The sequence below is a fragment of the Micromonospora sp. Llam0 genome (assembly GCF_003751085.1).
In the GTDB taxonomy this organism is placed as follows: Bacteria; Actinomycetota; Actinomycetes; order Mycobacteriales; family Micromonosporaceae; genus Micromonospora_E.
The window spans coordinates 5,040,728-5,065,586 of sequence record NZ_RJJY01000001.1 but is presented as its reverse complement, the minus strand read 5'-3'; the positions used below and the strand labels follow the sequence as shown (position 1 = coordinate 5,065,586).

Genomic DNA, 24,859 nt, shown 5'->3' with positions numbered 1-24,859 from the left:
ATTGCCAGATCAACGCTTTCCTGGATCGGTAACTGCCCGGAGTCGCTGCGGGGGCGACTCCGGGCAGCCCGACAAAAACAGATATCTATAGACGATCATTGATATCCGGACCAATGGGTGCGATAGTCGGGTGGAAGCGCTCCCGCACCCGTATGAGCGCCCAGGAACGGAGGATGTACCGTGCGTTCACGCAACCTCGATCAACCCGGTCGGCGATCCCGACCGGCCGCCCGCCAGCCTGTTCGAGCGCTTGTTCTGCTGCTCGCCCTGATGGCCGGCATGCTGCCGTTCACCGGCGCGGCGCAGGCTCACGGCACCATCGTCAACCCGGCGAGCCGTGCCTACCAGTGCTGGCAGGACTGGGGACACCAGCACATGAACCCGGCCATGCAGCAGCAGGACCCGATGTGCTGGCAGGCCTTCCAGGCCAACCCGGACACCATGTGGAACTGGATGAGCGCGCTGCGCGACGGACTCGGCGGCAACTTCCAGGGCCGTACCCCCGACGGGCAGCTGTGCAGCAACGCCCTCTCCCGAAACAACAGCCTGAACCAGCCCGGACAGTGGAAGAAGACCAACGTCGGTCGCAACTTCACGGTCCAGTTGTACGACCAGGCCAGCCACGGCGCCGACTACTTCCGGGTCTACGTGAGCAAGAACGGGTTCAACCCCGCTACCCAGCGGCTCGGGTGGGGAAACCTCGACTTCATCACCCAGACCGGCCGGTACGCGCCGGCACAGAACATCAGCTTCAACGTTTCGACCTCCGGTTACACCGGACACCACATCGTCTTCGTGATCTGGCAGGCGTCCCACCTCGACCAGGCCTACATGTGGTGCAGTGACGTGAACTTCGTCTGATCGGCAGGGCCGACGAACGACGGCACGGCACGCCCGCCGGCCCGGGACATCCCGTCCCGGGCCGGCGGTCCTGCACACTCGGGGGCTGTCCGGCCCGCGCCCACACCGGTACGGTGTGCCGGGTCTGCCGACCCGGGGAGCGTGCACATGGCCGACATGTCAGCGGAGATCGCCGCCGAACAGGCGTACTTCGACGCCGCCGCCGGGGAACGCGACCGGCGGGTTGCCGCACTCGGCTCGCTGGCCCAGAGCGGGGCGGACCGGGCCACCGCCGCCCGGCTGCGCCACCACGCCGAAGCCGTCACCCGGGCCCTCGGCGGCGCCACCGACGCGGTCGCGTTCGGCCGTATCGACGACGAGTCCGGCGAGGCGTACTACCTCGGGCGGCACCTGATCGGCTCGTCCGACAGCGGCGACCCGCTGGTGATCAACTGGCAGTCGCCGGCCGCGGCCCGCTACTTCACCGCCAGCCCGGACGACCCCCAGGGCCTGGTGCGCAGACGCGGATTCCAGTGCACCGGCAACGTCATCGACCACCTCGACGACGTCCTGTTCGCCGAGATCGCCGCCGGTATCGCGGGCGGGTCAGCCGACGGGTCGGGCCCGGCCGGCGTCGACGCGCACCTGCTCACCGAGCTGGCCCGGGGCCGGACCGGCACCCTGCGCGACATCGTCGCCACCATCCAGGCCGCCCAGTACGAACTGATCCGCGCCCCACTGCAGCAGGTTCTGGTGATCGAGGGCGGCCCGGGCACCGGCAAGACCGCCATCGCCCTGCACCGGGTCTCCTGGCTGCTGTTCCAGCATCCCGAGCTGACCGCCGACGACGTACTCGTGGTCGGCCCGCACCCGACGTTCATGCGCTACATCGGCCAGGTGCTGCCCGGGCTCGGCGACGCCGAGGTCGAGCTGCGCGACATCAGCCGGCTCGCCCCGACCGTACGGCGTGGCCGGGCCGAGCCGGCGGCGGTGGCCCGGCTCAAGGGCGACGCCCGGATGGCCGGCCTGCTCGACCGGGCGCTACGCAACCGGATCGGCACCCCGGACCCAGCGGAGCGGCTGCTGCTCGGCAACCGGTTCGTCACCCTGCCCGGCGAGCAGGTGCAGCAGGCACTCGACGCCGCCGCCGGGGCCGACCTGCCGTACGGCGGTCGCCGTCAGCTGTTCCGTGACCGGCTCGCCGACCCGGTCCACGACCGGGCCGGCGTCGACCCGCGCGGTGAACCGGCGCTGGCCAACCTGGTCGAGCGGCTCTGGCCGCAGCAGAGCCCGGCGGCGTTCCTACGCGGCCTGCTGGCATCCCGGCCCCGGCTGCGCGCCGCCGCCGCCGGCCTGACCGCCGACGAGCTGGAGCTGCTGCACCGGCGCGGCGCCGACCGGATCTCCGAGGAGATCTGGTCCGCCGCCGACCTGCCGCTGCTCGACGAGCTGGACCAGTTGATCGACGGCGGGCCGTCGCGCCGGTACGGGCACGTGGTGGTCGACGAGGCGCAGGACCTGTCACCGATGCAGTTGCGGGCGGTGGCCCGACGCAGCCGTACCGGCTCGTGCACGGTCATCGGCGACCTGGCCCAGTCGACCGGCGGTTGGGCCCGGGACAGCTGGGACGAGGTGACCCGGCACCTGCCGACGACCTGCCCGGTGCGGGTCGCGCCGCTGCGGTACGGCTACCGGGTGCCCCGCCAGGCGTACCAGTTCGCCGCCCGGCTGCTGCCGGTCGCCGCGCCCGGGGTGACACCACCGGAGGTGGTCCGGGACGGTCCGGCCGAACCCGGCGTGCACCGGGTCGGGCTCACCGAGCGGGCCGGGCGGGTCGTCGCGGTGGCCGGTGAGCACGCCGCGCGGGGTGCGTTCGTCGGCGTCGTCTGCCCGCCGCGCTGCCGCCGCGAGGTCGAGGCGGCGCTCGCCGACAACGGGCTCGCCTGGAGCAGCGCCCAGCAGGGCGACCTCGGCGCGGCGATCAACCTGGTCAGCCCGGCCGAGGCGAAAGGCCTGGAGTTCGACGCCGTGGTGGTCGTCGAGCCGGAACAGATCGTCGCCGACGACGAACGCGGCCACCGGATGCTGTACGTCGCGTTGACCCGCACCACCGGCCACCTGGACGTGGTCTGTGTTGGCGACCCGCTGCCGCTGACCACGCCGTACCGCCCGGAACCGGGCTCGGCCGACGACCAGCCCGACTTCACCGAACGGTCCGCCCGCCTGCTCGCCGAGCACCTTGCCGGTCAGCTCCGCGCCGGCGCGCCGGCCGCACACTGGGCGGAAGTCCTCGACGAGGTACGTCGCCAGCTTGACAACCGATCCCCGAAAGGGAATCAGTCGCCGGAATCTCCGTCAAAGCCCACGCTGGAGCCTTCCCCGACGTCCTGACCCGTGTCGCCCGCGAGGGGGGCTCCGGTAGTGCCACCCGGTGCCCGCGTCCAGGGCGGGATCAGGCTGCGTCCGTTGAACCGGAGGTAGGGCAGGGACGCAATCCAGAGGCAGGCCAGCCCGGCCACCGGAAAGATGATCCATCGCCAGGCGACGCTCTCCGCCACACCCAGCCCCATCGCTGCCCAACCCAGCGGAACGGCCACCAGCCAACCGAACACCAGGCCCACGGGACTCAGGACGAACAGTGATCCCGGCAGGCGTGCGACCACCACATCGAACGCTCCCGTAAGGTCATCGTCGATGATCCTGGCGACGATGGTGAGGAACACCATCGCCAGCAACGTGAGCACGGGTACGGCCACCGCCACCCACGTTGCCGCTGTGAGGTACGCCGAGTCGTCATCGGGAAGTCGGAACAGGATGCTCCAGGCAAACATGCAGAGGCTCCCGTTGAGACCCATCAGGACCATCGCCCAGATAGGCATCGTGGGCATGAAGATGCGATCGAACAAGTCGTCGTCGGGTGCCGGCCGTCTCCTGGACATCGTCTCCCCAGCGTCTTCTGTCACGCCACCCCGCGAGGCGCGCGGGCGAACTGCCGCGCTCTCCTGCAAGGTATCGAAGGAGTTCCATCACGACCGGTGGTGGTGACCGCTGTCGGGGGCTGCTGTCAGGAGCTGCTGGCGGGGCGGCTGAGTACCGCCGAGGTGAGCCGTCGGCCGACGGTCGCCTGGACGATGTTCTTCTGGATGACGGCCTTGGTGGCCCGGCTCGGCAGCGCCACCCCGAGTTCGGCGGCCAGGGTCCGTAGCTCGGCGACCTTCAGCCCGAGATCGTCGAGGTAGCGTCCGGCGGCCACCCGGTCGTCGATCGCCGCCAGATCGGCGCGGATCCGGTCGGTGTCGATGTCGACCGCCGGCTTCGCCGCCTTGACGGCCCGGCTCCGGCGGGCCGGTGTCGGTGCCGGTGCCGGTGCCGCAGGCTGCTGCGGCCCGGACGTGGCGGTGGCGACCGTCAGCTGCGCGGTGCCGTCGGCGAGCGCGGCCAGTTGCTCCGGCGGCAGGGTACGGAGGAAGTCCGCGACCCGGATCAGGACGGCGTGGGACAGGTCGGCGGCGCTGGTCACGTGACTCTCCTACGGGCGGATCTTGGCGAGGAACTCGCTGGCGAGCTGCTGCAACTCGTACTGGACGTTGACGTTCGCGTCCGGCATCAGCACCGCGGGCAGGCCGTGCTCACCGGCGGAGGCGAACACCGTCTTGTTGTCGCGGATCATCTGCTGGAAGCGCGGGATCTCGATGGTCGCAGGATGGCCGATGAAGTTGCGCAGCGCCAGCAGCGGCCCGTGCCCGGTGTACTGGACCATCGTGAAGACGATGCCGAGGATCTCCGGGCTGATCTGGTCGGCCCGGCCCGCCGCGACCCGGTTGTAGTCGGTCACCAGCTCGGAGACCTTTTTCCGCAGGTAGTCGATGCCGAGCGTGGACAGGTAGTCCGGCCGGGCCGGGATCAGGATGTGGTCGCTGGCGACCACCCCGGTGCGGGTGACCATGGTGAAGTTCGGTGGGCAGTCGACCAGGACGACCTGGTAGTCGGTGAACGCGGGCGCGGCGAGCGCCTCGGCGAGCGCCCGGTGCAGGGACAGGAAACGCGGGCTGCCGTGCTGGAACCGCGATCCGCCCAGGCTGGCCGCGAAGTCGAGGTCGGCGTCGGTGAGCATCAGATGGGACGGCACCAGGTCGAGCCGACCTTCGCTGTGCTGGCCGATCACCTCGTTGACGGTGGGCGGGGTGAGCAGGTAGCGGTCCAGTGGTGCGGCACCGCCACGGTCCAGCACGTCACCGAACCACTGCAGGATGGTCCGCTCGTCGGCCAGCTCCCGCTCCCACATGGTCGGTTCGACGAAGGAGAAGGTCAGGCTCGCCTGCGGGTCCAGGTCGATCAGCAGCACCCGGTGCCCTCGGTACGCGAGTTCAGCCCCGATGTTGGCGGTGACGGTGGTCTTGCCGACGCCACCCTTGTAGTTGATGACGGACACCACGGTCATCGGACGCTCCGCACACACATGGCCAGCAGCATGCCACGTGACCCGATGGGTGCGCGGTCCTGAGGCCCGGGCCGGGGCGGAATGATCCGGCGGGCGGGGTCGTTGTGCATGGTCGCGCCACCCAAGTCCGGCCCACTCCGGCACCACGGCCGGCCGCCGGGCCCGGTCCCCAACGAGCACGGCCGCGATGGCGGCCAGCCCGGCGGGTGGACCCGGTCGGGAATCGTCGACGGGCCGGCGTGGTTGTACATGGTCACGGCGCGCGGCAGCGCACCCGCGCCCGCGCCCGACTCCGTACCACCCGGATGACCGTTTACCGCGCACCCACCCGCCCGTGACGGGTGTGCCCCCTCGGAAAACGGAAGGTGGACCCCCCATGACCACGATCATCACCCGCACCCTGCGCACCAGCCTGCGCAACACCGCCCTGGGCATCGCCGGTCTGACCCTGGCCGGCGGCGCGATCGCCGCCCCCGCCCTGGCCGCCGACCACGCCCCCACCGCCCTGGCCGCACCCGTGTCCGCCGCCGCCGCCAGCGGCGTCGACACCGGCAAGCTGACCCCGCACGGTGTGCGGGGCGAGCAGTCCCGGATCACCCTGTCCGGTGAGCAGACCGACAACGTCAAGGGCATCATCGCCGCCACGAAGAAGGCCGGCATGGACGAGCGGGCCGCCGTGGTCGCCATCGCCACCGCCCTGCAGGAGTCCAAGCTGGAGAACCTCGGCCACCTCGGGGACCGCAACGACCACGACTCGCAGGGCCTGTTCCAGCAGCGCCCCTCCTCCGGCTGGGGCACGGTCGAGCAGATCACCGACGTGGAGTACTCCACCACCGCGTTCCTCGACGGGCTCAAGCAGGTGGACGGCTGGCAGGACATGCCGCTGACCGAGGCCGCCCAGGCGGTGCAGGTGTCGGCGTACCCGGACCACTACGCCCAGTGGGAGACCCAGGCCGCCGAACTCGTCGCCCAGCACTGGAACAGCTGACCCGAACACCAGAAGCCCAAGTCGAAGGGCCGGACCCCGTACCCGGGGTCCGGCCCTCGACGCATGCCCCGGCCAGGTCAGCCGGGGTCGACCCCACCACCGGCGAACGGATCCGGCAGGTTACGCCAGCCGGCCTCGCCGTCAGCGAGTTCGGCGTCGGTGAGCAGGCAGGCCGCCAGCCGGCGATGCAGGTCGACCGGATCGAAGTCGACGCCGACGAAGACCAGGTTGCTGTGCCGGTCGCCGTAGTACGGGTCCCAGTCCAGCGCGGCGGCCAGCCGGCGCTGCGGGCTGGCCTGCTCCCACTGCTCGTCCGGCAGGTCGACCAGCCACCGGCCGAGGGTGTGCAGGGTGAGGCCGCCGCCGGCGCACTCCCAGCCGATCACCGTCTCCGGCCGGCTGGCCAGCCAGAGGTGCCCACGGGACCGCAGCGGACCCGCCGTGACGTCGGCCAACGCGGCGAACAGCCGGGCGGGGTGCAGCGGGCGGCGGGCGCGGAACACCGCGGAGACGACGCCGCAGTCGGCGACCGGCTCGTGTACCCCGATCAGGTGACCCTCGACGCCGCGGTCCAGCACCGCTGGCGTCTCCGGCCGGTGCCGGTCGGTGTGCCGCAGTTGGCCGGCGAGCCGGGTGGCGTCGATCGTCGGCTGGTCGCCGGCCCGCAGGTGCACCGCCCACGGGGCCATCCGGGACAGCAGCACACCGAGCCGGTGCGTCTCGAAGGCCTGGTCGGTCGACCCGCCCCACAGCACGACCGTGTCGGCGTACTCGATCTGCCGGGCGATCACGTCGGCGAGCCGACGGCGGTCGCCAGGGGCGGCGGCGATGCCCAGTTGGCTCAGGTCGTCGGTGCTGGCCAGGCCGTCGAGCAGGTGGTCGGCGGCGACGACCGTGACGTACGAGTCGAACCGGACCAGGTCGCCGACCGGTCGCCCGGCCACCCGACCGTGCGAGCAGGCGGTGGCGAGCGTCTCCGGTTCGACCACTTCGGGCAGGACCAGCACGATGTCCCGGCCGGGTCGGGCGGCGGCGAGTTGGGCCAACGTGGCCGGTGCGTCCGCCCGCAGGGTGCAGCAGACACAGCCGTCGACGAGGTCGAGACGGACGTCCTCGACCGGGCCGGTGCCGTCGCGGAGCACCCGGTGCGGGGCACCGTCGTGCGCCGGGCCGACGTCGTAGCGGACGACGAGCAGGGCCGGGTCGGCGGCGAGCAGGGTCCGGGCGACGGCCATCGTGGCGGCGGGCCAGAAACCGGACAGTACGGTGACCGCCGGGCGGGTGGTGGCGGCCCGGTGGGTGGTACGGCCGGCCGGAGCTGACGGTGACGGCATGCACGCCCCCTCGACTGAAATGAAAACGGTTGTCATTATAGCCGAATGGACGCCACCCTTCGAGCCCACCTCATGGACCTGCTGGAGCACCTGGCCGGCGAGCAGGCGCTGACCGGTGCCGACCGCCGCCCGGTCGCGGGGCCGCCGGCCGGCCACCCCGTCGGGCACCCCGCACTACGGATCTACCCGGAGGCCAGGATGGTGCTGCTCGGAGCCGACGAGATCCAACTGACCCGTCGCGAGTTCGACCTGCTGCACTGCTTCGCCAGCCACCCTCGGCAGGTGTTCACCCGGGCCCAGCTGCTCGACCGGGTCTGTGGGCACCGCCGGTCCGGGCCGCGCAGCATCGACGTGCACATCCGCCGGTTGCGGGCCAAGCTCGGCGACGACCTCCCGGTGGTGCGGACCGTCCACGGAGTGGGATACCGCCTGGACGGTGCTTTACCGGTCACCGTCGCCCGGCTGGCCGGCGCCGACGACGCAATCGGCAGCCGCATCGGCGACGGTCGGGTAACGTGGAGATTTGACTGATTGGTGGATGTCCGGCACGGTGGGACGGTAGACGGCCGCTGACCGACCCAGTCCCTGGAGCTTCCGCCGCCCGCCCTGACCGCCCGCCGCGCACTGTTCGCCGCGCCGTCAGCCCCAAACCCGACATCGCCGCTGAGCCGCCTCGCCGCGTCAGCCATCACCTGTTTCCGGTAGTTCCAGATATCCGATCAAGGAGTTGTCATGCTGACCATGACCGACAACGCGGTCTTCGTGATTCGCGAGATCACCACTCAGCAGCAGGCACCGGAGAGCGCCGGCCTGCGGATCTCGGCCGACCCGACCGCCGGGTCGCTCACCCTGACCGTCGCCGAGCAGCCGATCGCGGGCGACCAGGTGGTGGATTCGTCCGGTGCCCGCGTCTTCCTCGACGCCGAGGCAGCCAACCTGCTGCAGGACAAGTCGCTCGACGCCGCTGTGGACGACGACGGCGGCGTGCGTTTCGGCATCGCCGAGCAGCCGGCCGGCTGAGCGACCAGGACGTCGCACAGCCGTTGGCGGGCACCGTACCGACGGGTGTCCGCCAACGGCTGACCAGCCGTCGTGGCAGGTCCACCCGGTCAGGTCCCTTGTAAACTCGCCGACAGCCTGCCTTGCGGTATCCGTCACGGACGATAGATTCCGCCGGTGGCAGCAGACAGACCGGGCGGGGCGCGTCGATGGGCCGTCGTCGCCGGGGTCCTGACAATCACCGTCGAGGCGGGGTGGCTGCTGGCCGGCGGCCCGGCCGCCGCACTGGTCAGCGACCTCGGCGCGATCATCGTCGCCGGCTGCGCCGCCACCACCTGCGGGATAACCGCGAGACGCCACCCGCCGCAGCTGCGCCGATTCTGGGTGCTGCTGGCGGCGACCATGGCCCTCGCCGCCGGCGGCCGGGTCATCTGGACCGTTGGCCGGCTCACCGTCGCCGCGCTGCCACACACCCCACTGATCGGCCTGATCTTCTTCGCCAGCCTCGTCACCGGAACCGCCGCGCTGCTCAGCGCGGTCTCGGCACCGCGCAGCGCGGTCGGCCGGGCCCGAGTGCTGCTGGACGGGGTGATCGTCGGGCTGGCGCTGCTCCCGGTCGCCTGGTTGGTGGTGTACCGCGACATGGCCAACGCCGAAATGGACGGTACGGCCACCGCGCTCGGCATGCTCTACCCGATGCTGGACCTGATCCAGCTTGTCGTCCTGATCTCGGTCGCCGGCCCGGCCCGACCACTGTGGCCGGCGCTGACCCTGCTCGGGGCCAGCCTGGCGGTGCGGGCCGGGGCCGACGCTGTCTACGTGTCGATGATCGCCCAGGCCACCTACCAACCCGGTCACCCGGTCGACGTCTGCTGGCCGCTGAGCTACCTGCTGGTGGCGATGGCCAGCCGGCACCCGCCCCCGGCCGATCTCGACCAGATCGACGAGACCGCCGAGCCGCCGCCGCTGCCGTGGTGGCGGGTCGCGCTGCCGTACCTGACCGTCGGCGCGGCGATCGCAGCGGTGCTCGCCGCCGGCGAACCGTCGCCGGTGATCTACGCCAGCGGTGTCGCGCTGCTCGCCGCGCTGGCTGGCCGGCAGGCCCTGGCCGCGAACGAGAACCGCCGGCTGGCCGCCCGGCTACGCCGGCTCGCCTACACCGACCAGTTGACCGGGCTGCCGAACCGGCTGCTGTTCACCCGCCGGCTGCGTCAGTCGATCGCGGCGCTGACCGAACCGGGCCGCGTCGCCGTCCTGCTGCTCGATCTCGACGGGTTCAAACAGGTCAACGACCGGTTCGGCCACGCCACCGGAGACGCGATGCTCAGCGAGGTGGCGGCCCGGATGCGGTCCGCCGTCGGCGACGCGGGGCTGATCGCCCGGCTCGGTGGCGACGAGTTCGCCGTCCTGCTCGACCCGGCCCGGGACCCGGCCCGGCTGGCCGACCGGCTGCTCGCGATGCTCGCCGACGGCACGGTCACCTCGGCGAGCATCGGCATCGCCGAGTACGGGCCGCACCACTGCGGCGACGCCGATCTGCTGCGCGACGCCGACATCGCGATGTACGCGGCGAAGGCGGCCGGCAAGTCCGCGTACCGGTTCTGCACCCCCGGGCTACGCGAGGCGGCGGTGGACCGGGCCGAACTGATCGCCGAGCTGCGCCGGGCGGTCGACGACGGCGGCCAGTTCGAGCTGGCGTACCAGCCGATCGTCGACGTCGGCACCGGTCGGATCCGCGGCGCCGAGGCGCTGGTGCGGTGGCGGCACCCCCGGCTCGGGCTACTCAGCCCCGGCCGGTTCCTGCCGCTGGCCGAGGAGACCGGCCTGGTGCTGCCGCTGGACCGCTGGGTGCTCGCCACCGCCTGTCACGACGCGGCCGCCTGGCAGCAGCTGGCGCCCGGCACCACGGTGGCGGTCAACCTGGCGCCGGCCCAGCTGCGCCGCCCGGATCTGATCGCCATGGTGGACGGGGCGGTGGCGGTGGCCGGGCTGGCCGCCCCCCGGCTGACCCTGGAGCTGACCGAGACGGCGCTGATCGACAGCACCGACGAGGTGCTGTCCCGACTCGCCCAGCTGCGGGAACTCGACGTACGGATCTCGATCGACGACTTCGGCACCGGATATTCGTCGTTGAGTTACCTGCACCGGCTGCCAGCCACCGACCTGAAGATCGACCGGTCCTTCGTGGACCGGCTCGACTCGCCCGACCCGAAGGCCTACGCCACGGTCGAGATGGTCACCCGGCTCGCCGATGCGTTCGGGCTGGTGGTGGTCGCCGAGGGGGTGGAGACCGAGGTGCAGCACGGCGCGGTCGCGGCGATCGGCTGCCCACGGGCGCAGGGCTACCGGTACGGCCGGCCGCAGCCGGTGGCCCAGCTCCGCCAGTTGATCGCCGCGCGATGACCCGGGTTTTCCACATGCGAGCATGGTCATGTTGATCTGCCGTGGTTATGCTGGCACACCGTCGAATGCGCCCGATCCGTGAGGGATATGACAGATGGTCGATGAATCCGCTGGCGGCTCGCACCCGGTGCCCAGGCTGGACACCACGGTGCCGCAGACCGCCCGGATCTGGAATCACTGGCTGGGCGGCAAGGACAACTACGCCGTCGACCGTGAGGTCGGCGACCAGATCAAGGCGGCGTTCCCGCAGATCGTGGAAAGTGCCCGGCTCTCCCGGGGCTTCCTGGTCCGGTCGGTGCGCTACCTGACCGGGCAGGTCGGGATCCGGCAGTTCCTCGACATCGGTACCGGCCTGCCGACCGCCGACAACACCCACGAGGTGGCCCAGGCGGTGGCTCCGGAGACCCGGATCGTCTACGTCGACAACGACCCGCTGGTCCTGGTGCACGCCCGGGCGTTGCTGACCAGCACGCCGCAGGGCGCCACCGACTACGTCGACGCCGACCTGCGCGACCCCGCGTCGATCCTGCGCGAAGCCGGCCGTACCCTCGATTTCAGCCAGCCGATCGGCCTGATGCTGATGGGCGTCCTCGGCCACATCGCCTCCGACGACGAGGCCCGCGACATCGTCCGCAACCTGCTCGACGTCCTGCCGTCCGGCAGCCACCTCGCGCTCTACGACGGCGGCGACACCAGCCCCGGGGTGGTCGAGGCCGCCCGGATCTGGAACCAGTCCGCGAACCCGCAGTACCATCTGCGCAGCCCGGACCGGATCGAACGGTTCTTCGACGGGCTCACTCTGGTGGAGCCGGGGGTGGTGTCGGTGACCCGGTGGCGGCCGGAGCCGGAGCAGGCACATGTGCCCGTCATCGACCAGTACTGCGGCGTCGGCCGTAAGCCGTGAGCCGATGAGCGTCGTCGGGCACCAGGAGTACGCCGCCGGCGGACCGACGGTCCGCCGGATGCAGCTCGGTGCCCGGTTGCGCCGGCTGCGCGAGGCCAAGGGGATCAGCCGGGAGGACGCCGGCTGGACCATCCGGGCCTCCGAGTCGAAGATCAGCCGGATGGAGCTGGGCCGGGTCGGGTTCAAGGAACGCGACGTGGACGACCTGCTCACCCTCTACGGCGTCGCCGACCACATGGAACGCGGCGAGCTGATCACCCTCGCCCGGGAGACCAACCAGCCGGGCTGGTGGCATCCGTACGGCGACCTGCTGCCCACCTGGTTTCAGTACTACCTGGACCTGGAGTCGGCGGCCAGCCTGATCCGCACCTACGAGATCCAGTTCGTGCCTGGGCTGCTGCAGACCGAGGAGTACGCCCGCGCGGTCATCGACATCGGGTTCAGCGAGTCCGGTCTCCGTGAGGTGGACCGCCGGGTCGAGCTGCGGATGGCCCGCAAGCGGGTGCTGGACCGGGCCGGCGCACCCCGCGTCTGGGCGGTGATCGACGAGGCGGTGCTGTGCCGGCCGATCGGCGGGGCACGGGTGCTGCGCGGGCAGATCGAGGCGCTCGCCGAGGTGAGCGAGCAGCCGGGCGTACGGCTGCAGGTGGTCCGGTTCCGCAGCGGCGGGCACGCCGCCGCCGGCGGGGCCTTCAGCATCCTGCGCTTCCCGGAGCAGGAACTACCCGACGTGGTCTACCTGGAGCATCTGACCAGCGCGCTCTACCTGGACAAGCGGGAAGAGGTCGACCGGTACGCGGCCGCCGTCGGCCGGCTGTTCATCGAGGCCGACCCGCCGGACCGGACCCGGGACGTGCTGCACCGCGCGTTGCGTGACCTGCGACGGTGACCGGCCGTCCGAACCGGACCGGCACGCCGGGAGAGTAGAGCACACTCACCGGTGGGCCGTCCGGTGCCGGCAGCCCGCCGGCGGCGACCAGCTCGTCGGCCAGCTCGACCAGCTCGGCCCGGTGCAAAGGCCACTGGGGATGCTCGTTGGGCAGGTAGCGGGTCGCGCCGTGGACCCGTTCGTGCAGCCCCCACCGGGCGGTGAGAAAGTGCTCCAACGGGGTCGGCTCGGCGATCGGCGCGCCGACCCGGACCACCATCCGGTTGTGCGCGCCGCGCGGCCCCGGCCAGCGCCGCCGGCTGTGGTACGTCACCGTGTCACCGTCACGGTCCAGCCGCATCCGCGACCACAGGTACGGCAGCCGCAGGCTGGCCATCGCCACCAGCACCGGCAGCAGCCGGGCCGCGTCCAGGGACCGGAACACCACCCCGCGCCGGCCGGCGTCGTCGACCGAGTAGAGCCGTACGTTGGTTTCGCAGAAGGTGCCCAGGTACGGGATGCCCGGCCCGGGGCCCAGGCCGACGCCGACCATCCGGAACCCGATCAGCCCGACGTAGCTGGTGCCGTCGAAGGTGTCCGGCCGGGTGCCCGGCGGCAGCAGCGGGGCGACCACCGCCGGGTCCACCGGCCAGTGCAGGAACGCCAGGTCGTGCCAGCCCTGCACCAGGACCGGCCGGCGGATCGGGCGCGGCGCGGTGACGGTGACCGGCTCCGGCGGCGGCATCTCGGTACGGCTCATACGATCATCGTGACAGCCCTGCACACCACCCGTGTCCGCAGCCGCCTGCGGCGAACCTGAGGAGCCGTACACATGGCACGTGCCATCGCGACGAACACCCGCGTCGACCGGGCCGGCCTGGTCGACTTCCTGCGTACCCGGCACCGGGCGGTCCTGATCACCACCCGCGCCGACGGCCGCCCGCAGGCGTCCCCGGTCACCTGCGGGGTCGACACCGACGGCCGGCTGCTGGTCGCCACCTACCCGGACCGGGCGAAAGCGGTCAACATCCGCCGTGACCCGACGGTGTCCGCCTGTATCGTCTCCGACGAATGGAACGGCCCGTGGGTGCAGCTCGACGGGGTGGCGGCGGTGATCGACATGCCGGACGCGCTGGACGGGCTCGTCGACTACTACCGCTGCGTCGCCGGCGAGCACCCGGACTGGGACGAGTACCGCGCGGCGATGCGCCGGCAGGACAAGTCGTTGATCCGGATGGTCGTGGACCGCTGGGGGCCGATCGCCACCGGCGGCTTCCCGCCACACCTCGCCGACGACTGACAGCGCACCGCGCCGGTTACTCCGACGGCCCGGACGGCCCGGTCACTCGGACGGCTCGGGGAGGTCGCAGTCGATCTTCGGGTTGACGCCGATGTAGTTCAACGGTCCGGCGATCACCGTCACGATCGTGGTGCCGGCGTGGGCACAGTTGGTGTCGTCGCGCTCGAAGTAGCCGCGTTGCACCGCCGCGACCACCCCGATCACCAGCCAGACGAGCACGATCACGCCGGATATCGAACCGCCACGCATCACTGCCTCCTCAACTCGTCGACGCCGTACCGGCCCCGCCGCACCTGCTGGCGGCGGGATCCGGTCGGCGGATGGGCAACCAGGTACCCAGTGACGTCGCCGAGGTAACCGTCCTCACGGCCCGGCCCGGCGCCAGAACTGCCGGCGCCCGGCCTGCGGCACCCGCTCGTCGCGGACCACGACGTCGAGTCTGCCCAGTTCGGCGCGGAGCAGCTCGGCCTCTGCCCGGTCACCGCGCTCGACCGCCCGCTGCCGGGCCGACAACAGCGGATCCGCGCCGTCCGGCAGGTCGGGCAGGCCCGGCACCCACAGCCGGTACGCCGCCCGGTACGGGTCGCCGTCGGACCGCCACGGGTAGCCGTGCCGGCGCAGCGCCGTGCCGAGCCGCCCGGCCGGCAGGTCGCCGGACCGGGAGCAGAGTTCCTCACCGCGGTGACCAAGCACCACCAGGCGGGCGCCGTCCAGGAAGACCGCGCCGACGGCGGTACGCGACATGGCCACCCGGCGCTGCTCCTGCCGTACGGTCAACTCGTCGCGGTCGACCGTGACGAACAGTTGTTCGTCGGCGGCCATCCCGGCCAGCACCAGCCCGGCGAGCAGGCCGACCGCCGTACCACCGATCAGGGCCGGCAGCCACGGCACCGCGTCGATCAGCCGCAGCGGGCCGGCCAGCGGCACCCAGGCCAGACTCAACGCCCAACCGGCGAACGGCTTCAGCGCCGCGCCGAGCCCGGCACCGGCCGCGACGAACAGGACCGGCACCCCGTACCGCTCGATCGCGCCCGGACCGACGACCACCCGGCCACCACCGATCGGATCAGGCGATGTCACGGCGCTCGATCCGCAGCATCCCGGCGACCAGCGGCAGCAGCACCCAGACCGCCACCGACGTGGCCAGCCGCGCCCACTGCCCGGCGGTGACCTCGGGGGAGAGCAACGGCTCGGTGGTCAACGACAGGTCCAGCCACTGCGCCACCGGTCGCAGCCGCTCGACGACGCCGCCGAGGACCGTCCAGGCCGTCGGCAGCAGCAGGAGCAGCACGATCGCGACCGGCGTGTTCAGCAGCAACATGCCGAAGGCCAACCCCATCACCACGTTGATCACCTGGAAGAGCGCCGCGTAGCCGATCAGCGTCGCTTCGATCCGCCAGCCGCCGGTCCCGCCGGTGACCGCCGCGACGGCCGTGCCGGCCGCAGCCGCAGCCAGGCTGGCCGGCACCGAGGCGACCGCGGCGACCAGCGCCGCGACCAGCTTCGCCGCCAGCACCCGACGTCGCACCGGTTCCAGCGCGAAGGTGGTCAGCGCGGTCCGCTGCGACCACTCGGTGGTCACCAGCATTACCCCCAGCACCGGCAGCAGGAACGCGACCGGCAGCGACGCCAGCACGAAAAACGTCCCGAACGTCTGCTCGGCCGGGTCGGCGAACAGCACCAGTACGGCGACGATCGCCGCCGTCGACAACCCGATCGCCCCCAGCAGCCAGGCGCCGGCCCGGGTGTCCAGCATCTTGCGCAGCTCGACCAGGATCAGCCGCCACCATCGAATGTTCACTTGACCGCCTCCCGTACCGACTCGCCCGCCGTCAGGGCGAGGAACATCTGCTCCAGGCCGCCGGTGTCGGCCGCCCGCAGCTCCAGCAGGACGGCGCCCGCCGCCGCCGCGACCTCGCCGACCGTCTCGGGCGGGGCCGACACCAGCAGCCGGCCGTCGACCGTGCCGACCTGGTGGCCGGCCCGGTCCAGCGCCGCCCGCAGCGCCTGCTGGTCCCGGGCCCGGACCAGGGTGCCGCCGTCGCCGGCCAGCAGTTCGTCCTTGTCGCCGGCGGCGACGACCCGGCCACCCCCGATCACCACCAGCCGGTCCGCCACCGCCTCCACCTCGCGCAGCAGATGCGACGAGAGCAGCACCGTGCCGCCCCGGTCGGCGAAGTCACGCAGCAGTCCGCGCATCCAGAAGATGCCCTCCGGGTCCAGCCCGTTCGCCGGCTCGTCGAGGATCAGCACCCGCGGCTCGCCGAGCAGCGCGTGCGCCAACCCCAGCCGCTGGCGCATGCCGAGCGAGTAGGCCCGCACCCGCCGGCCGGCCGCCGCCCGGTTCAGCCCGACCAGGTCGAGCAGCTCACCGACGCGGGCCGGGGGCGCCCCCATGGCGAGCGCCGCGACGGTCAGCGTCTCCCGGCCGGTGCGGCCCGGGTGCATCGCGGCCGCGTCCAGCAGTACGCCGACCACCCGCCCCGGGTCACGCAGCCGCCGGTACGGCAGCCCACCGACGGTCGCGGTGCCGGCCGAGGCGGTGGCCAGGCCACAGATCATCCGCAGCGTCGTCGACTTGCCGGCCCCGTTGGGCCCGAGGAAACCGGTGACGGTGCCGGCGGCGCAGCTGAACGACACGTCGTCGACGGCGACCTGTCGTCTGTACCGTTTGGTGAGATTGCGTACCTCGATCACCGCTTCAGCGTCGTGCCCCGGCGACCGGCGGCGCAGCGGCCGTCGGTCGGTGCCGGCCGGACTCCGGTCGATCGTCGAATGATCCTTGGTCGATCGTCAGTACCGACTTTGGTAGCTGTCCGCGACCGCGAATCCTTCCGTACGCTGGCCGGATGAGTGCGGTGCCGGCTCCCGACAATCCCTGGCTGCTGCCCGGCGCGCTGGTCGCCGAGTCGCCGGGGACCGGTCGGCGCAGCACCCGCGACTGGATCGTCGATGGTGTCGCGTTCGGGTTGGCGGTCAGCTATCTGCTCTTCGCGGCCTGGGATCTGCGCCAGCCGCAGCCCTACCTGACGGCAACCGGTTCGGGTGACCCCTGGCTGTTCCGGCTGGATCTGCTGCTCGGGCTGGTCTGCTGCGCGCTGGTCTGGCTGCGTCGCCGGTGGCCGGTCGCCGTCGCCCTGGTCGCGCTGCCCGCCGGGGTGCTGTCGGTGAGCGCCGGGATCGCCATCGTGATCCTGCTGTTCACCGTCGCGGTGCACCGCCCGTTCCCGGTCGCGGCGGCGGTGAACGCCGCGCACGTCGCTGTCGCGCCCGGGTACTACCTGCTCTACCCGGATCCGGACCTGAACCTGCCGGGCTCGGTGCTGTTCACCGGGATCATCCTCGGCACGGTGCTGGCCTGGGGGATGTTCGTCCGGGCCCGCCGGCAGCTGATCGTGTCGCTGCGGGACCGGGCCCACCGGGCGGAGGCGGAGCAGCAGCTGCGGGTCGGCCAGGCCCGGCAGCTGGAACGCACCCGGATCGCCCGGGAGATGCACGATGTGCTGGCCCACCGGATGTCGCTGCTCAGCCTGCACGCCGGGGCGTTGGAGTTCCGCCCGGACGCTTCCCGCGAAGAGACCGCCCGGGCCGCCGGGGTGATCCGGGTGACCGCACATCAGGCGTTGCAGGAGTTGCGTGAGGTGATCGGCGTGCTGCGGGCCGGGCAGCCGACCTCCGGCGTCGTCGACACCGGCCCGGGGCCGGGTGACCGCGCCGCCGAACCGCCCCAGCCGACCCTGGCCGACCTGCCTGGGCTGGTCGACGAATCCCGCCAGGCCGGTGCCCGGGTGAGCCTGGTCAGTCGGATCGACCACGCGCAGGCGCTGCCGGCCGGGCTCGGCCGCGCCGCGTACCGGATCGTGCAGGAGGGTCTGACGAACGCCCGCAAGCATGCGCCGGGCGCGGCGGCGACCGTCGCGGTCACCGGCCGACCGGGTGACGGGCTGACCGTCGAGGTCGTCAACCGCCGACCGGTGGCCCCTGCTGCGGCGATCCCGGGAGCGGGGACCGGCCTGGTCGGACTGGCCGAACGTGCCAGCCTGGCCGGTGGGCGGTTGAGCCACGGCCCGACCGAGTCCGGCGACTACCGGCTCGCCGCCTGGCTGCCGTGGCCGACGTGACCTCGGTGCGGGTCCTGATCGTGGACGACGACCCGCTGGTCCGGGCCGGCCTGTCGATGATCCTCGGCGGTGCGGCCGACCTGCGGGTGGTCGGCGAGGCCGGCGACGGCGGTGAGGTGCCGGCGGCGGTCGCCGCGTACACGCCGCACGTGGTGCTGATGGACATCCGGATGCCGCGGGTCGACGGGCTGACCGCCACCGAGGCGCTGCGCGCCCGGCCCGACCCGCCGCACGTGGTCGTGCTGACCACGTTCGACGCCGACGAGTACGTGCTGCGCGCGCTGCGGGCCGGGGCCAGCGGCTTCCTGCTCAAGGACACCCCGCCGGTGGAGATCGTCACCGCGGTCCGTCGGGTGAACGCCGGTGAGCCGATCCTCTCTCCGGCGGTCATCCGACGGTTGATCACCCACGTGGCGGGCCAGCCGCCCGCCCCGACCGACGTGCGGCCGGGACCGGCGGCGGACCAGGTCAGGCGCCGGGAGCGCGCCCGCCGGGTCCTCGACGGGCTGAGCCCACGGGAACGCGACGTCGCCGTCGCGGTCGGCCAGGGACGGTCGAACGCGGAGATCGCCGCCGAGCTGTTCATGAGCGTCGCCACCGTCAAGGCGTACGTGTCGCGGCTGCTGTCCCGGCTTGAGCTGAACAACCGGGTGCAGATCGCCGTTCTGGTGCACGACGCCGACCTGACCTGAGTACGGGCCCGGCGGTCAGGCGTCGAGGACCCGGCCGGCGAGGTCACCCCGGTCGAAGGAGACGAACACGTCGCCGAGCCGGTCCAGCAGGTAACGCCGTTCGTCGGCGGTGAGACCACCGACGAAGTCCTGCACCGTCTCGGCGACCACTGCGGTCTGCCGGTCGTCGCCGCCACCGGTCAGCTTCGCGGCGACCTGCTCGAAGGTGTCGTCGAGCAGTGACGTCAACGCGTCCGGGTGGTGCATGAACCAGTAGGACCGGGCGGTCGCCGGGTCGGTGAGCACCTTGTCCCGCAGGTAGCCCATCTGCTCCTGTTCCAACTGCTGACGCAGCCGCTGCATCCGCAGCTCCCGGGTGAGCTTGTCGACCGTCTTCGTGTCCTGCTCGGCCTGGGCGTCCACCGCCAGGCTGACCGTGCAGCTCAGCAGCCGCAGGTGCGAGGCGGCCAGATCCATCTGCGGCAGCCGGGTGTTCAGTTCGGCCTCCAGCATGGTCCGCTCGGTGACCTTGCGCGGGGCGGCGATCCGGCGGGCCGCGTCCAGCATGCACCAGCGGACCGTGGCGGCGGCCCGGTCGTGCTGGCGCAGCGGCTGCCACGCCGTGGCGAACGTGGCGACGAACTCGGTGCCGGGCAGCGCGGCCGGCAGCCGATCGGTGAACACGTCCTGGTCCGGACCGGGCAGCACCGGTACGGGGTTGCTACGGAACATGTCGAAGAAACCGGGCATCACAACTCCTCGGCGGCGCTGGAGAGCAGAGAAGACAGCAGTGGTGCGGACCGTGAGCGGGCCGCGATCGGGTCCGCGCGGCGCAGCTGGTCGACGAGGTGCCGGCGGAGTTCCGCCTGACGCGCCGGGTCGCCGGTGGCCGGCCAGGCGGCCAGCAGCGCGCGCAGCCGGGCCACCCGCCGGGCGGCGGCGGGACCGGCGGTGACGGTGCGGCCGAGGACGTGGGTGAGCGCGTCGGGTTGCCGGACCAGCGTCTGCGGCCCGGCGAGCTGGTCGGCCGGGCTGGGAGCCGGGTCGTGAGCCGGGTCGTCGGCGACCCGAGACTGCTGCTCCGGACGGCCGAGCAGATCCAGCGCGACGGCGGCGAGCGCGGCCCGCCGGGGCTGGTCGTCGGCCAGCCAGTACGCCAACCGCAGCAGCACCTGCTGGCGCAGCGCCGGTCGCCGCCACAGCGCCGCCAGCGCGGTGAGCACCGCCTCGTCGACCTCGGCGACGTCGTGCCGGGCCAGGTGGCCCAGCCGGACCATCGCCTGCTCGACGTAGAAGTCGGCGAACTCGCCACCACAGACCTCGGCCACCGCGATCAGCACGGCCGGGCTGCTGCTGCCCTGCGCCCAGCGGTAGAGCTGCTGGCGGACCGCGGCACCGATTTCCGGGCTGAGCGCGGCGATGCCCAGCACGTGTACCAGCGCGCCGCGCAGCCCGGCGCGCCGGCTCCAGGCCGGTGCCACCAGACCGAGAATCTCGGGGGTACGCCGCCGGAGCGCGGTGTGCAGCACCAGCTCGGCGCTGCGAGTGGCCAACCCACGGTCGACGGGACCGCCCCGCTGGCCGCCTCGCAGCGGCAGCTCGGACACCCACCGCCACAGTTCGCGCTGGAACGTGTCGGCCCGGTCGGTGATGACGAAGTCGAGCACCGCCTCGGCGTACCGGGCCCGGCGGTAGCGGACCGCGTGATCGTCGTCGAGGTACGCGTCGACGGCCTCGACGAGGGTCCGGACGCCGGCGTGTCCGAGGCCGGCCGGTGGCGCGTCGGCGCCGGCGAGCCGGGCGTCGAGCGCCTCGGCGGCACCGAGCACCCGTCCCGCCGGGGCACCCTCCAACGCCGCGGCGGCGACCAGGAACGCCCGGTGGCGCGGGTCGGGATGGTGGTGGAACCAGGCGGTCAGCTCCACCTCCCAGTTGCGGTACGCCGAGACCAGCGCCTCGACCAGCTGCCGTCCGGCGTCGGATTCGGCGGTGACCGCTGGACCGGCCGGCCCGGGCTGGGTGGTCAGCACGTCGGCGCCGAGCTGGGCCAGCCGGACCGCTTCGGCGGGTGACGCGTCGACCAGCAGCTCGGCGATCTGCGCTGACCGGTCAGCCAGTCGAGCGCCAGATCCGGCCGGAGCTGACGTAGCCGCCGGCCGAGGACCAGATCGGCGGGTGGCGCCGCCACCTGCAGCACCGGGCCGTCGCGTACCGCGCCGAGTTGCTCCCAGGTCGTCCCGGTGACGGTGACCGCGATGGCCGAACCCCGCCGGGCCAGGCTGTCGCAGTAGGCACCGATGTCACGGGCGAAGCCGTACTGGATGTGCGGCGCGTGTTCGGGCAGTTCGAGCAGGTACGCGTAGCCCGGCGCGACCGGCAGCTCCGCGATGGTCAGCTGTTCGCCGCGGGCCGGATCGAAGGTCGGCCGGATCTCCCGCAGCCGTAGCCCGGTGCCGTGCAGCAGCCGCAGCGCGGCCGTGTACCGCCCGGTCCCGGGGCCGCCGACCAGGATCACTCCGCCGTCCCGGCGCATCCGGGCGACCGCGGTCTCGGCGGTCAGCCGGTCGCCGGCGACGGTGCGGTAGCCGGGGTCGACGAATCCGGCCAGCCGGTCCCGCACGTACTCGGCACTGAGCTCGTGGTAGTCCCGTACCCGCTGGACGTACTGGTGCAGACCGCCGTAGACGACGTTGGCGACCTGCCCGTCGTTGTGGTCGACGGTCACGGCGGCACCGGTGCCGCCGGCCGGCAGGTCGGGGCCGCCGCCGTCGAGCTCATCCAGATCGTCCAGCGCGTCCAGCGCGTCGAGTTCGTCGGGGTCGGCCGGCTCCGACCGGTCGGGGTCGGCGATTTCCGGCGGGTCCCGGTCGGTACGGATCATCCGTGACGTCCGCCCCGGGACTGCCACATCCCACCGTTGACCTGGTTGGCCGCCTGCCCGGAGTTGCTGCGGATCCGCAGCTCGCCGGTCTGCGCGGGCTGTCGACCGCCGGCGTTGCCGGTGGGCGCGCGCCCGCTGTCCGGTGCCGCCGGGCTGGCCGCTGACTCGGCGGCTGGTTCGGCCGCGGTCGGCTGCGGGGCGAACCGTGGCACCGCCAGCAGGCTGCCGGACGGCTCCGGCACGTACAGCCAGGCCTGCTGGCTGAAGCTCTTGCCCGGCACGGTCGCCGCGACCTCGATGAAGTGGTCCGGACGCCGGCTGGTGTAGCCGGCCTGGACGACGTCGGTGAAGACCCGGTCGGACAGGATCGCCGCGACGTGGGTGATCGTCGGCTGGGCCGAGTCGAGCATGATCCGGACCGCGTCGGAGTCGAGCAGCCGGTGCGTCTCGTTGCGGGCGGTGCCGTTGCCGGACCGCTCCGGTCGGTCCGGGTCGACCGGCAGCGGCCCGACGTGCAGGCTGGCGCGCAGCCGGATGACGGGCTGGCCGCGCGGGACACCGGCGTTGTGTTCGGCCAGCACGTTCTGCAGCACCGCCAGGAACGGGTGCACCAGCGCGGGGAGCAGCCGGGTCGGTACGCCGATCGCGAGCCCGTCGCCGGTGTCGCCGTAGAACAGCGGGTTCTGCCAGGCTTCGCCGATCGCCGCCGCCTCGAAGGCCTGCCGGACCAATTGGGGAATGAGCTGGTTGATGTCCTGATGGGTGCCGCCGGGCTCGGCGGTGAAACCTTTGGCGTCGACGGCGAGGATGCCGGTGTACGGCGGCAACTCCCGGGTCACGGTGAATGGCGGAGGTGTAACGACCACCGGTGCTCCTGTCGAAGGTCGAGTTTCGTCGGCTCCGCATCGTGCCCGGGTTGCCCGGCGTTTTCTGCCAACCAGTGGGCAACACGGGCATCAATGGACCAAGATGGTCACCGGGTGGCCGGTCCGCGACGCGTACCGAACTGATCGCGGTCCCGGCCCGACAATCGGTTTCCCGCCGTCTGCTGTTCGGTCGGCGGGCATTCAGATCGGCGGACACTCAGGTCGACGAGTGGCCGCCGGAGCGGGGTCCGCTGTATCCGATCCGGGCGAGCCGGCCGAGGTCGAGCAGCATGAACCGGCGGGGTGCGGTCGCGATCAACCGGTCGTCGCGGAACCTGCCGATCGCGGTCACCACCGCGTTGCGGGACGCCCCGATCAGCTGGGCCAGGCCGTCCTGGGAGAGTCCGAGGTCGAGCGAGGCGTGGTTCGGGCCGTCCGGTGTGGCCTTGGCGAGCCGGAGCAGCGCCCGGGCGAGCCGTTGTGGCACCGGCAGCGAGGCGATCTCCACCCGCTGCTCGTCGGATTCGCGCAGCCGGGCGTTGGTGTAGCGGCGCAGCGCTGGGTGCAGGTCGCGGTCGTCGACCACGGCGAGGAACTGTTCGGTGGTCAGCTTCCGGGCGGTGACCGGGCGCAGCACCGAGATGCTGGCCGACCGGGGCGTGCCGTCCAGCGCCGCGATGTCACCGAGCAGATCCCCAGTGGATCGTACGGTCAGCATCGTCTCGCTGCCGTTGGCCTCGGTCCGGTACACCTTGACCGCCCCGCCGAGCAGCAGGAATACGTCGCGGCTCTGCTCGTCCTGCAGGAAGAGCCCATGTTTGCGGCCTAGCTGGACCGGCTGCCCGGCCTGTTGCAGTGCCTGCCAGTCTTCGGCGGTAACGTGATTGGTGAAGCTGACCCGGACCGGGTATGGGGCGGTCATGGGGACACCGTACCGATGTGGACCGTGCGGCGGGAATCACGGTGACGGATGTCCCGATACGCCGGACGGTCACTCCCGCTGGACGGCGTCCGGGTTGGCCAGCAGGTAGTCGTCCAGTGTGCCGGTCCGTACCGCGTCGAACATCGCCATGCTCTCCGGCGTGAGCCGCTCGGCCGCCGTACTGCTGAATCCGGCCGGATTGAACTCGCCGCCGTTGGTCTTCACCATGATGAGGTCGTTCGCGGTGATCCCGCGCAGGGTGAATACGAAATCGGCGATCGGGACGCCCCCGGTGTCCAGTACAAAGGCCTTGCCGGCCGCGGTGATCACCCGGTCGATCTTCGCCGGGTTGGTCAGTACGCCGGTGCTGCTCGCCTCCTGCACCATGGCCTTCAGCAGCTGCCGCTGGTGACGCTGCCGGTCGTAGTCCCCGTTCGGCAGGCCGTAGCGCTGGCGGGAGTAGTCCAGCGCCTCCCACCCGGCCATCCGCTTGCAGCCCTCCTCGTGCCACAGCTCCTCGCCGCCGCCGAGCTCGCGGGCCTCGGCCAGCCAGGTGGGCTCGCCGTCGACCAGCCGCATGTGCTGCGACTTCACCCGCTGGTCGACGCACATCCGGACCCCGCCGAGCGCGTCGATGATGTCCCGGAAGCCGCCGAAGTCGATGATCGCCGCGCCGTCGAACTCGATGCCGGTCAGGTCGTTGAGGGTGAGCGCGACGAGTTGCGCTCCGCCGGCCCGGCCGACTCCGTTGCGCGAGCCGGCCCGGAACACGTCGGTGATCTTCGACTCGCCGCCGGGGTACCCGCTCGGCTCGAACGCCGGTGCCTCGACCCAGGTGTCCCGGGGGACCGACACCAGGTACGCCTGGTCGTGGGTGGCCGGCACGTGCAGGATGATGATCGTGTCGGAGCCCATCTCGCCGGGCCGGCTGCCCCGCTCGTCCACGCCGAGCAGCAGCATGGTGATCGGGCCGTCCAGCGCCTCGCCCTCCTGCTTCTGCTCCTGAGAGACCTTCGCGGCACCCGCCAACAGGTCCTGCTGCTGGATTCGACCCGTGTACCGGTCGATCAGCAGCTTGCCGCCGACGACCGCGGTCGCGCTGGTCGCCATCAGCAGCGCGCCGAGGGCGATGGTCAGCACCGCCCAGATCGGGGTGCGGCGGCGCGGTCCGGGGGTCGTAGTGGCTGGTGCGTCCGGTGCCGACATGCCGATGCTCCAGTCGAGGGATGACGAAGGGAGGACAGCTCTGTCTTACCCGAGACGTTATCGCGTCATGCTGCGAATCTGCTGAGAAGATCCAGCTCAGCAGCGACTATCCACT

Annotated in this window: 26 protein-coding genes; 11 read left to right on the top strand and 15 right to left on the bottom strand. The window is 72.2% G+C overall.

Annotated features, from left to right (window positions below):
• The first annotated feature begins 180 nt into the window (after positions 1–180).
• The gene (locus EDC02_RS22075; RefSeq protein WP_199757726.1) at positions 181–861 is read left to right on the top strand and encodes a lytic polysaccharide monooxygenase; all 681 of its coding nucleotides are present in this window, start codon (positions 181–183) and stop codon (positions 859–861) included.
• 147 nt (positions 862–1,008) lie between these two features.
• Positions 1,009–3,231 carry an ATP-binding domain-containing protein gene (locus EDC02_RS22070; RefSeq protein ID WP_123603604.1) on the top strand — a complete coding sequence of 741 codons (2,223 nt, stop codon included), beginning with the start codon at positions 1,009–1,011 and terminating at the stop codon, positions 3,229–3,231.
• Here the strand turns inward: EDC02_RS22070 and EDC02_RS22065 are convergent.
• The 3 genes from EDC02_RS22065 to EDC02_RS22055 all read right to left on the bottom strand — a co-directional run bounded on the left by EDC02_RS22065 (position 3,177) and on the right by EDC02_RS22055 (position 5,281).
• Positions 3,177–3,779, bottom strand: a complete 603-nt coding sequence (locus tag EDC02_RS22065; RefSeq protein ID WP_148083553.1) for a hypothetical protein — start codon at positions 3,777–3,779, stop codon at positions 3,177–3,179. The two genes, EDC02_RS22070 and EDC02_RS22065, sit on opposite strands and share 55 nt — an antisense overlap.
• Before the next feature lie 125 nt (positions 3,780–3,904).
• On the bottom strand, positions 3,905–4,360 hold the full coding sequence (locus EDC02_RS22060) for a hypothetical protein (protein ID WP_123603602.1): 456 nt from the start codon (positions 4,358–4,360) through the stop codon (positions 3,905–3,907).
• Between the two features lie 9 nt (positions 4,361–4,369).
• A complete protein-coding gene (locus EDC02_RS22055; protein ID WP_123603601.1) occupies positions 4,370–5,281 on the bottom strand; it encodes a ParA family protein in 912 nt (303 codons plus the stop codon).
• Positions 5,282–5,681: 400 nt separating this feature from the next.
• Between EDC02_RS22055 and EDC02_RS22050 the strand changes: the two genes are divergently transcribed.
• Complete coding sequence (locus EDC02_RS22050; RefSeq protein ID WP_123605037.1) at positions 5,682–6,269, top strand: hypothetical protein; 588 nt, start codon at positions 5,682–5,684, stop codon at positions 6,267–6,269.
• Positions 6,270–6,346: 77 nt separating this feature from the next.
• Here EDC02_RS22050 and EDC02_RS22045 read toward each other — a convergent pair whose 3' ends face one another.
• Positions 6,347–7,603 carry a GTP-binding protein gene (locus EDC02_RS22045; RefSeq protein ID WP_123603600.1) on the bottom strand — a complete coding sequence of 419 codons (1,257 nt, stop codon included), beginning with the start codon at positions 7,601–7,603 and terminating at the stop codon, positions 6,347–6,349.
• A 45-nt stretch (positions 7,604–7,648) separates the two neighbouring features.
• Between EDC02_RS22045 and EDC02_RS22040 the strand changes: the two genes are divergently transcribed.
• The 5 genes from EDC02_RS22040 (at position 7,649) to EDC02_RS22020 (ending at position 12,798) form a co-directional block, all read left to right on the top strand.
• Entirely contained in the window at positions 7,649–8,134 is a 486-nt protein-coding gene (locus tag EDC02_RS22040; protein WP_123603599.1) for a winged helix-turn-helix domain-containing protein, read from the top strand.
• A 201-nt stretch (positions 8,135–8,335) separates the two neighbouring features.
• Positions 8,336–8,623 (top strand): iron-sulfur cluster assembly accessory protein, encoded by a 288-nt coding sequence (locus EDC02_RS22035; protein ID WP_123603598.1) that lies wholly within the window; start codon positions 8,336–8,338, stop codon positions 8,621–8,623.
• Positions 8,624–8,779: 156 nt separating this feature from the next.
• Positions 8,780–11,005, top strand: a complete 2,226-nt coding sequence (locus EDC02_RS22030; RefSeq protein ID WP_233606186.1) for a bifunctional diguanylate cyclase/phosphodiesterase — start codon at positions 8,780–8,782, stop codon at positions 11,003–11,005.
• A gap of 94 nt (positions 11,006–11,099) precedes the next feature.
• The gene (locus EDC02_RS22025; RefSeq protein ID WP_123603597.1) at positions 11,100–11,909 is read left to right on the top strand and encodes an SAM-dependent methyltransferase; all 810 of its coding nucleotides are present in this window, start codon (positions 11,100–11,102) and stop codon (positions 11,907–11,909) included.
• 4 nt (positions 11,910–11,913) lie between these two features.
• Positions 11,914–12,798 carry a helix-turn-helix transcriptional regulator gene (locus EDC02_RS22020; protein ID WP_123603596.1) on the top strand — a complete coding sequence of 295 codons (885 nt, stop codon included), beginning with the start codon at positions 11,914–11,916 and terminating at the stop codon, positions 12,796–12,798.
• Here EDC02_RS22020 and EDC02_RS22015 read toward each other — a convergent pair.
• Complete coding sequence (locus tag EDC02_RS22015) at positions 12,728–13,537, bottom strand: YqjF family protein (RefSeq protein WP_233606179.1); 810 nt, start codon at positions 13,535–13,537, stop codon at positions 12,728–12,730. The genes EDC02_RS22020 and EDC02_RS22015 overlap by 71 nt on opposite strands.
• Before the next feature lie 72 nt (positions 13,538–13,609).
• Between EDC02_RS22015 and EDC02_RS22010 the strand changes: the two genes are divergently transcribed.
• Positions 13,610–14,077, top strand: a complete 468-nt coding sequence (locus tag EDC02_RS22010; RefSeq protein WP_123603595.1) for a PPOX class F420-dependent oxidoreductase — start codon at positions 13,610–13,612, stop codon at positions 14,075–14,077.
• A 42-nt stretch (positions 14,078–14,119) separates the two neighbouring features.
• Here EDC02_RS22010 and EDC02_RS22005 read toward each other — a convergent pair whose 3' ends face one another.
• The 4 genes from EDC02_RS22005 to EDC02_RS21990 form a co-directional block, all read right to left on the bottom strand.
• Positions 14,120–14,326 carry a hypothetical protein gene (locus tag EDC02_RS22005; RefSeq protein WP_123603594.1) on the bottom strand — a complete coding sequence of 69 codons (207 nt, stop codon included), beginning with the start codon at positions 14,324–14,326 and terminating at the stop codon, positions 14,120–14,122.
• A 114-nt stretch (positions 14,327–14,440) separates the two neighbouring features.
• Positions 14,441–15,157 carry a hypothetical protein gene (locus EDC02_RS22000; protein ID WP_148083552.1) on the bottom strand — a complete coding sequence of 239 codons (717 nt, stop codon included), beginning with the start codon at positions 15,155–15,157 and terminating at the stop codon, positions 14,441–14,443.
• On the bottom strand, positions 15,144–15,878 hold the full coding sequence (locus EDC02_RS21995; RefSeq protein ID WP_123603592.1) for an ABC transporter permease: 735 nt from the start codon (positions 15,876–15,878) through the stop codon (positions 15,144–15,146). The genes EDC02_RS22000 and EDC02_RS21995 overlap by 14 nt, the downstream gene beginning before the upstream one ends.
• Positions 15,875–16,774, bottom strand: a complete 900-nt coding sequence (locus EDC02_RS21990) for an ABC transporter ATP-binding protein (RefSeq protein ID WP_123603591.1) — start codon at positions 16,772–16,774, stop codon at positions 15,875–15,877. The genes EDC02_RS21995 and EDC02_RS21990 overlap by 4 nt, the downstream gene beginning before the upstream one ends.
• 152 nt (positions 16,775–16,926) lie before the next feature.
• Here EDC02_RS21990 and EDC02_RS21985 point away from each other — a divergent pair, with 152 nt between their 5' ends.
• The gene (locus EDC02_RS21985; RefSeq protein WP_123603590.1) at positions 16,927–18,198 is read left to right on the top strand and encodes a sensor histidine kinase; all 1,272 of its coding nucleotides are present in this window, start codon (positions 16,927–16,929) and stop codon (positions 18,196–18,198) included.
• Entirely contained in the window at positions 18,186–18,890 is a 705-nt protein-coding gene (locus EDC02_RS21980; protein WP_199757725.1) for a response regulator transcription factor, read from the top strand. Before EDC02_RS21985 ends, EDC02_RS21980 begins: the two co-directional genes overlap by 13 nt.
• A gap of 15 nt (positions 18,891–18,905) precedes the next feature.
• On the opposite strand, the gene EDC02_RS21975 is transcribed toward EDC02_RS21980, so the two are convergent.
• The 6 genes from EDC02_RS21975 to EDC02_RS21950 form a co-directional block, all read right to left on the bottom strand.
• Positions 18,906–19,619 (bottom strand): hypothetical protein, encoded by a 714-nt coding sequence (locus EDC02_RS21975; RefSeq protein ID WP_123603588.1) that lies wholly within the window; start codon positions 19,617–19,619, stop codon positions 18,906–18,908.
• The gene (locus EDC02_RS21970) at positions 19,619–20,899 is read right to left on the bottom strand and encodes a hypothetical protein (protein ID WP_123603587.1); all 1,281 of its coding nucleotides are present in this window, start codon (positions 20,897–20,899) and stop codon (positions 19,619–19,621) included. The genes EDC02_RS21975 and EDC02_RS21970 overlap by 1 nt, the downstream gene beginning before the upstream one ends.
• Positions 20,893–21,750: a hypothetical protein gene (locus EDC02_RS21965; RefSeq protein ID WP_123603586.1), complete on the bottom strand. Its 858-nt coding sequence runs from the start codon at positions 21,748–21,750 to the stop codon at positions 20,893–20,895. Before EDC02_RS21965 ends, EDC02_RS21970 begins: the two co-directional genes overlap by 7 nt.
• Entirely contained in the window at positions 21,747–22,616 is an 870-nt protein-coding gene (locus tag EDC02_RS21960) for a hypothetical protein (protein WP_148083551.1), read from the bottom strand. Before EDC02_RS21960 ends, EDC02_RS21965 begins: the two co-directional genes overlap by 4 nt.
• A 217-nt stretch (positions 22,617–22,833) precedes the next feature.
• Entirely contained in the window at positions 22,834–23,538 is a 705-nt protein-coding gene (locus EDC02_RS21955) for a Crp/Fnr family transcriptional regulator (RefSeq protein ID WP_123603584.1), read from the bottom strand.
• 69 nt (positions 23,539–23,607) lie between these two features.
• The gene (locus tag EDC02_RS21950) at positions 23,608–24,744 is read right to left on the bottom strand and encodes an LCP family protein (protein WP_123603583.1); all 1,137 of its coding nucleotides are present in this window, start codon (positions 24,742–24,744) and stop codon (positions 23,608–23,610) included.
• Positions 24,745–24,859: the final 115 nt, after the last annotated feature.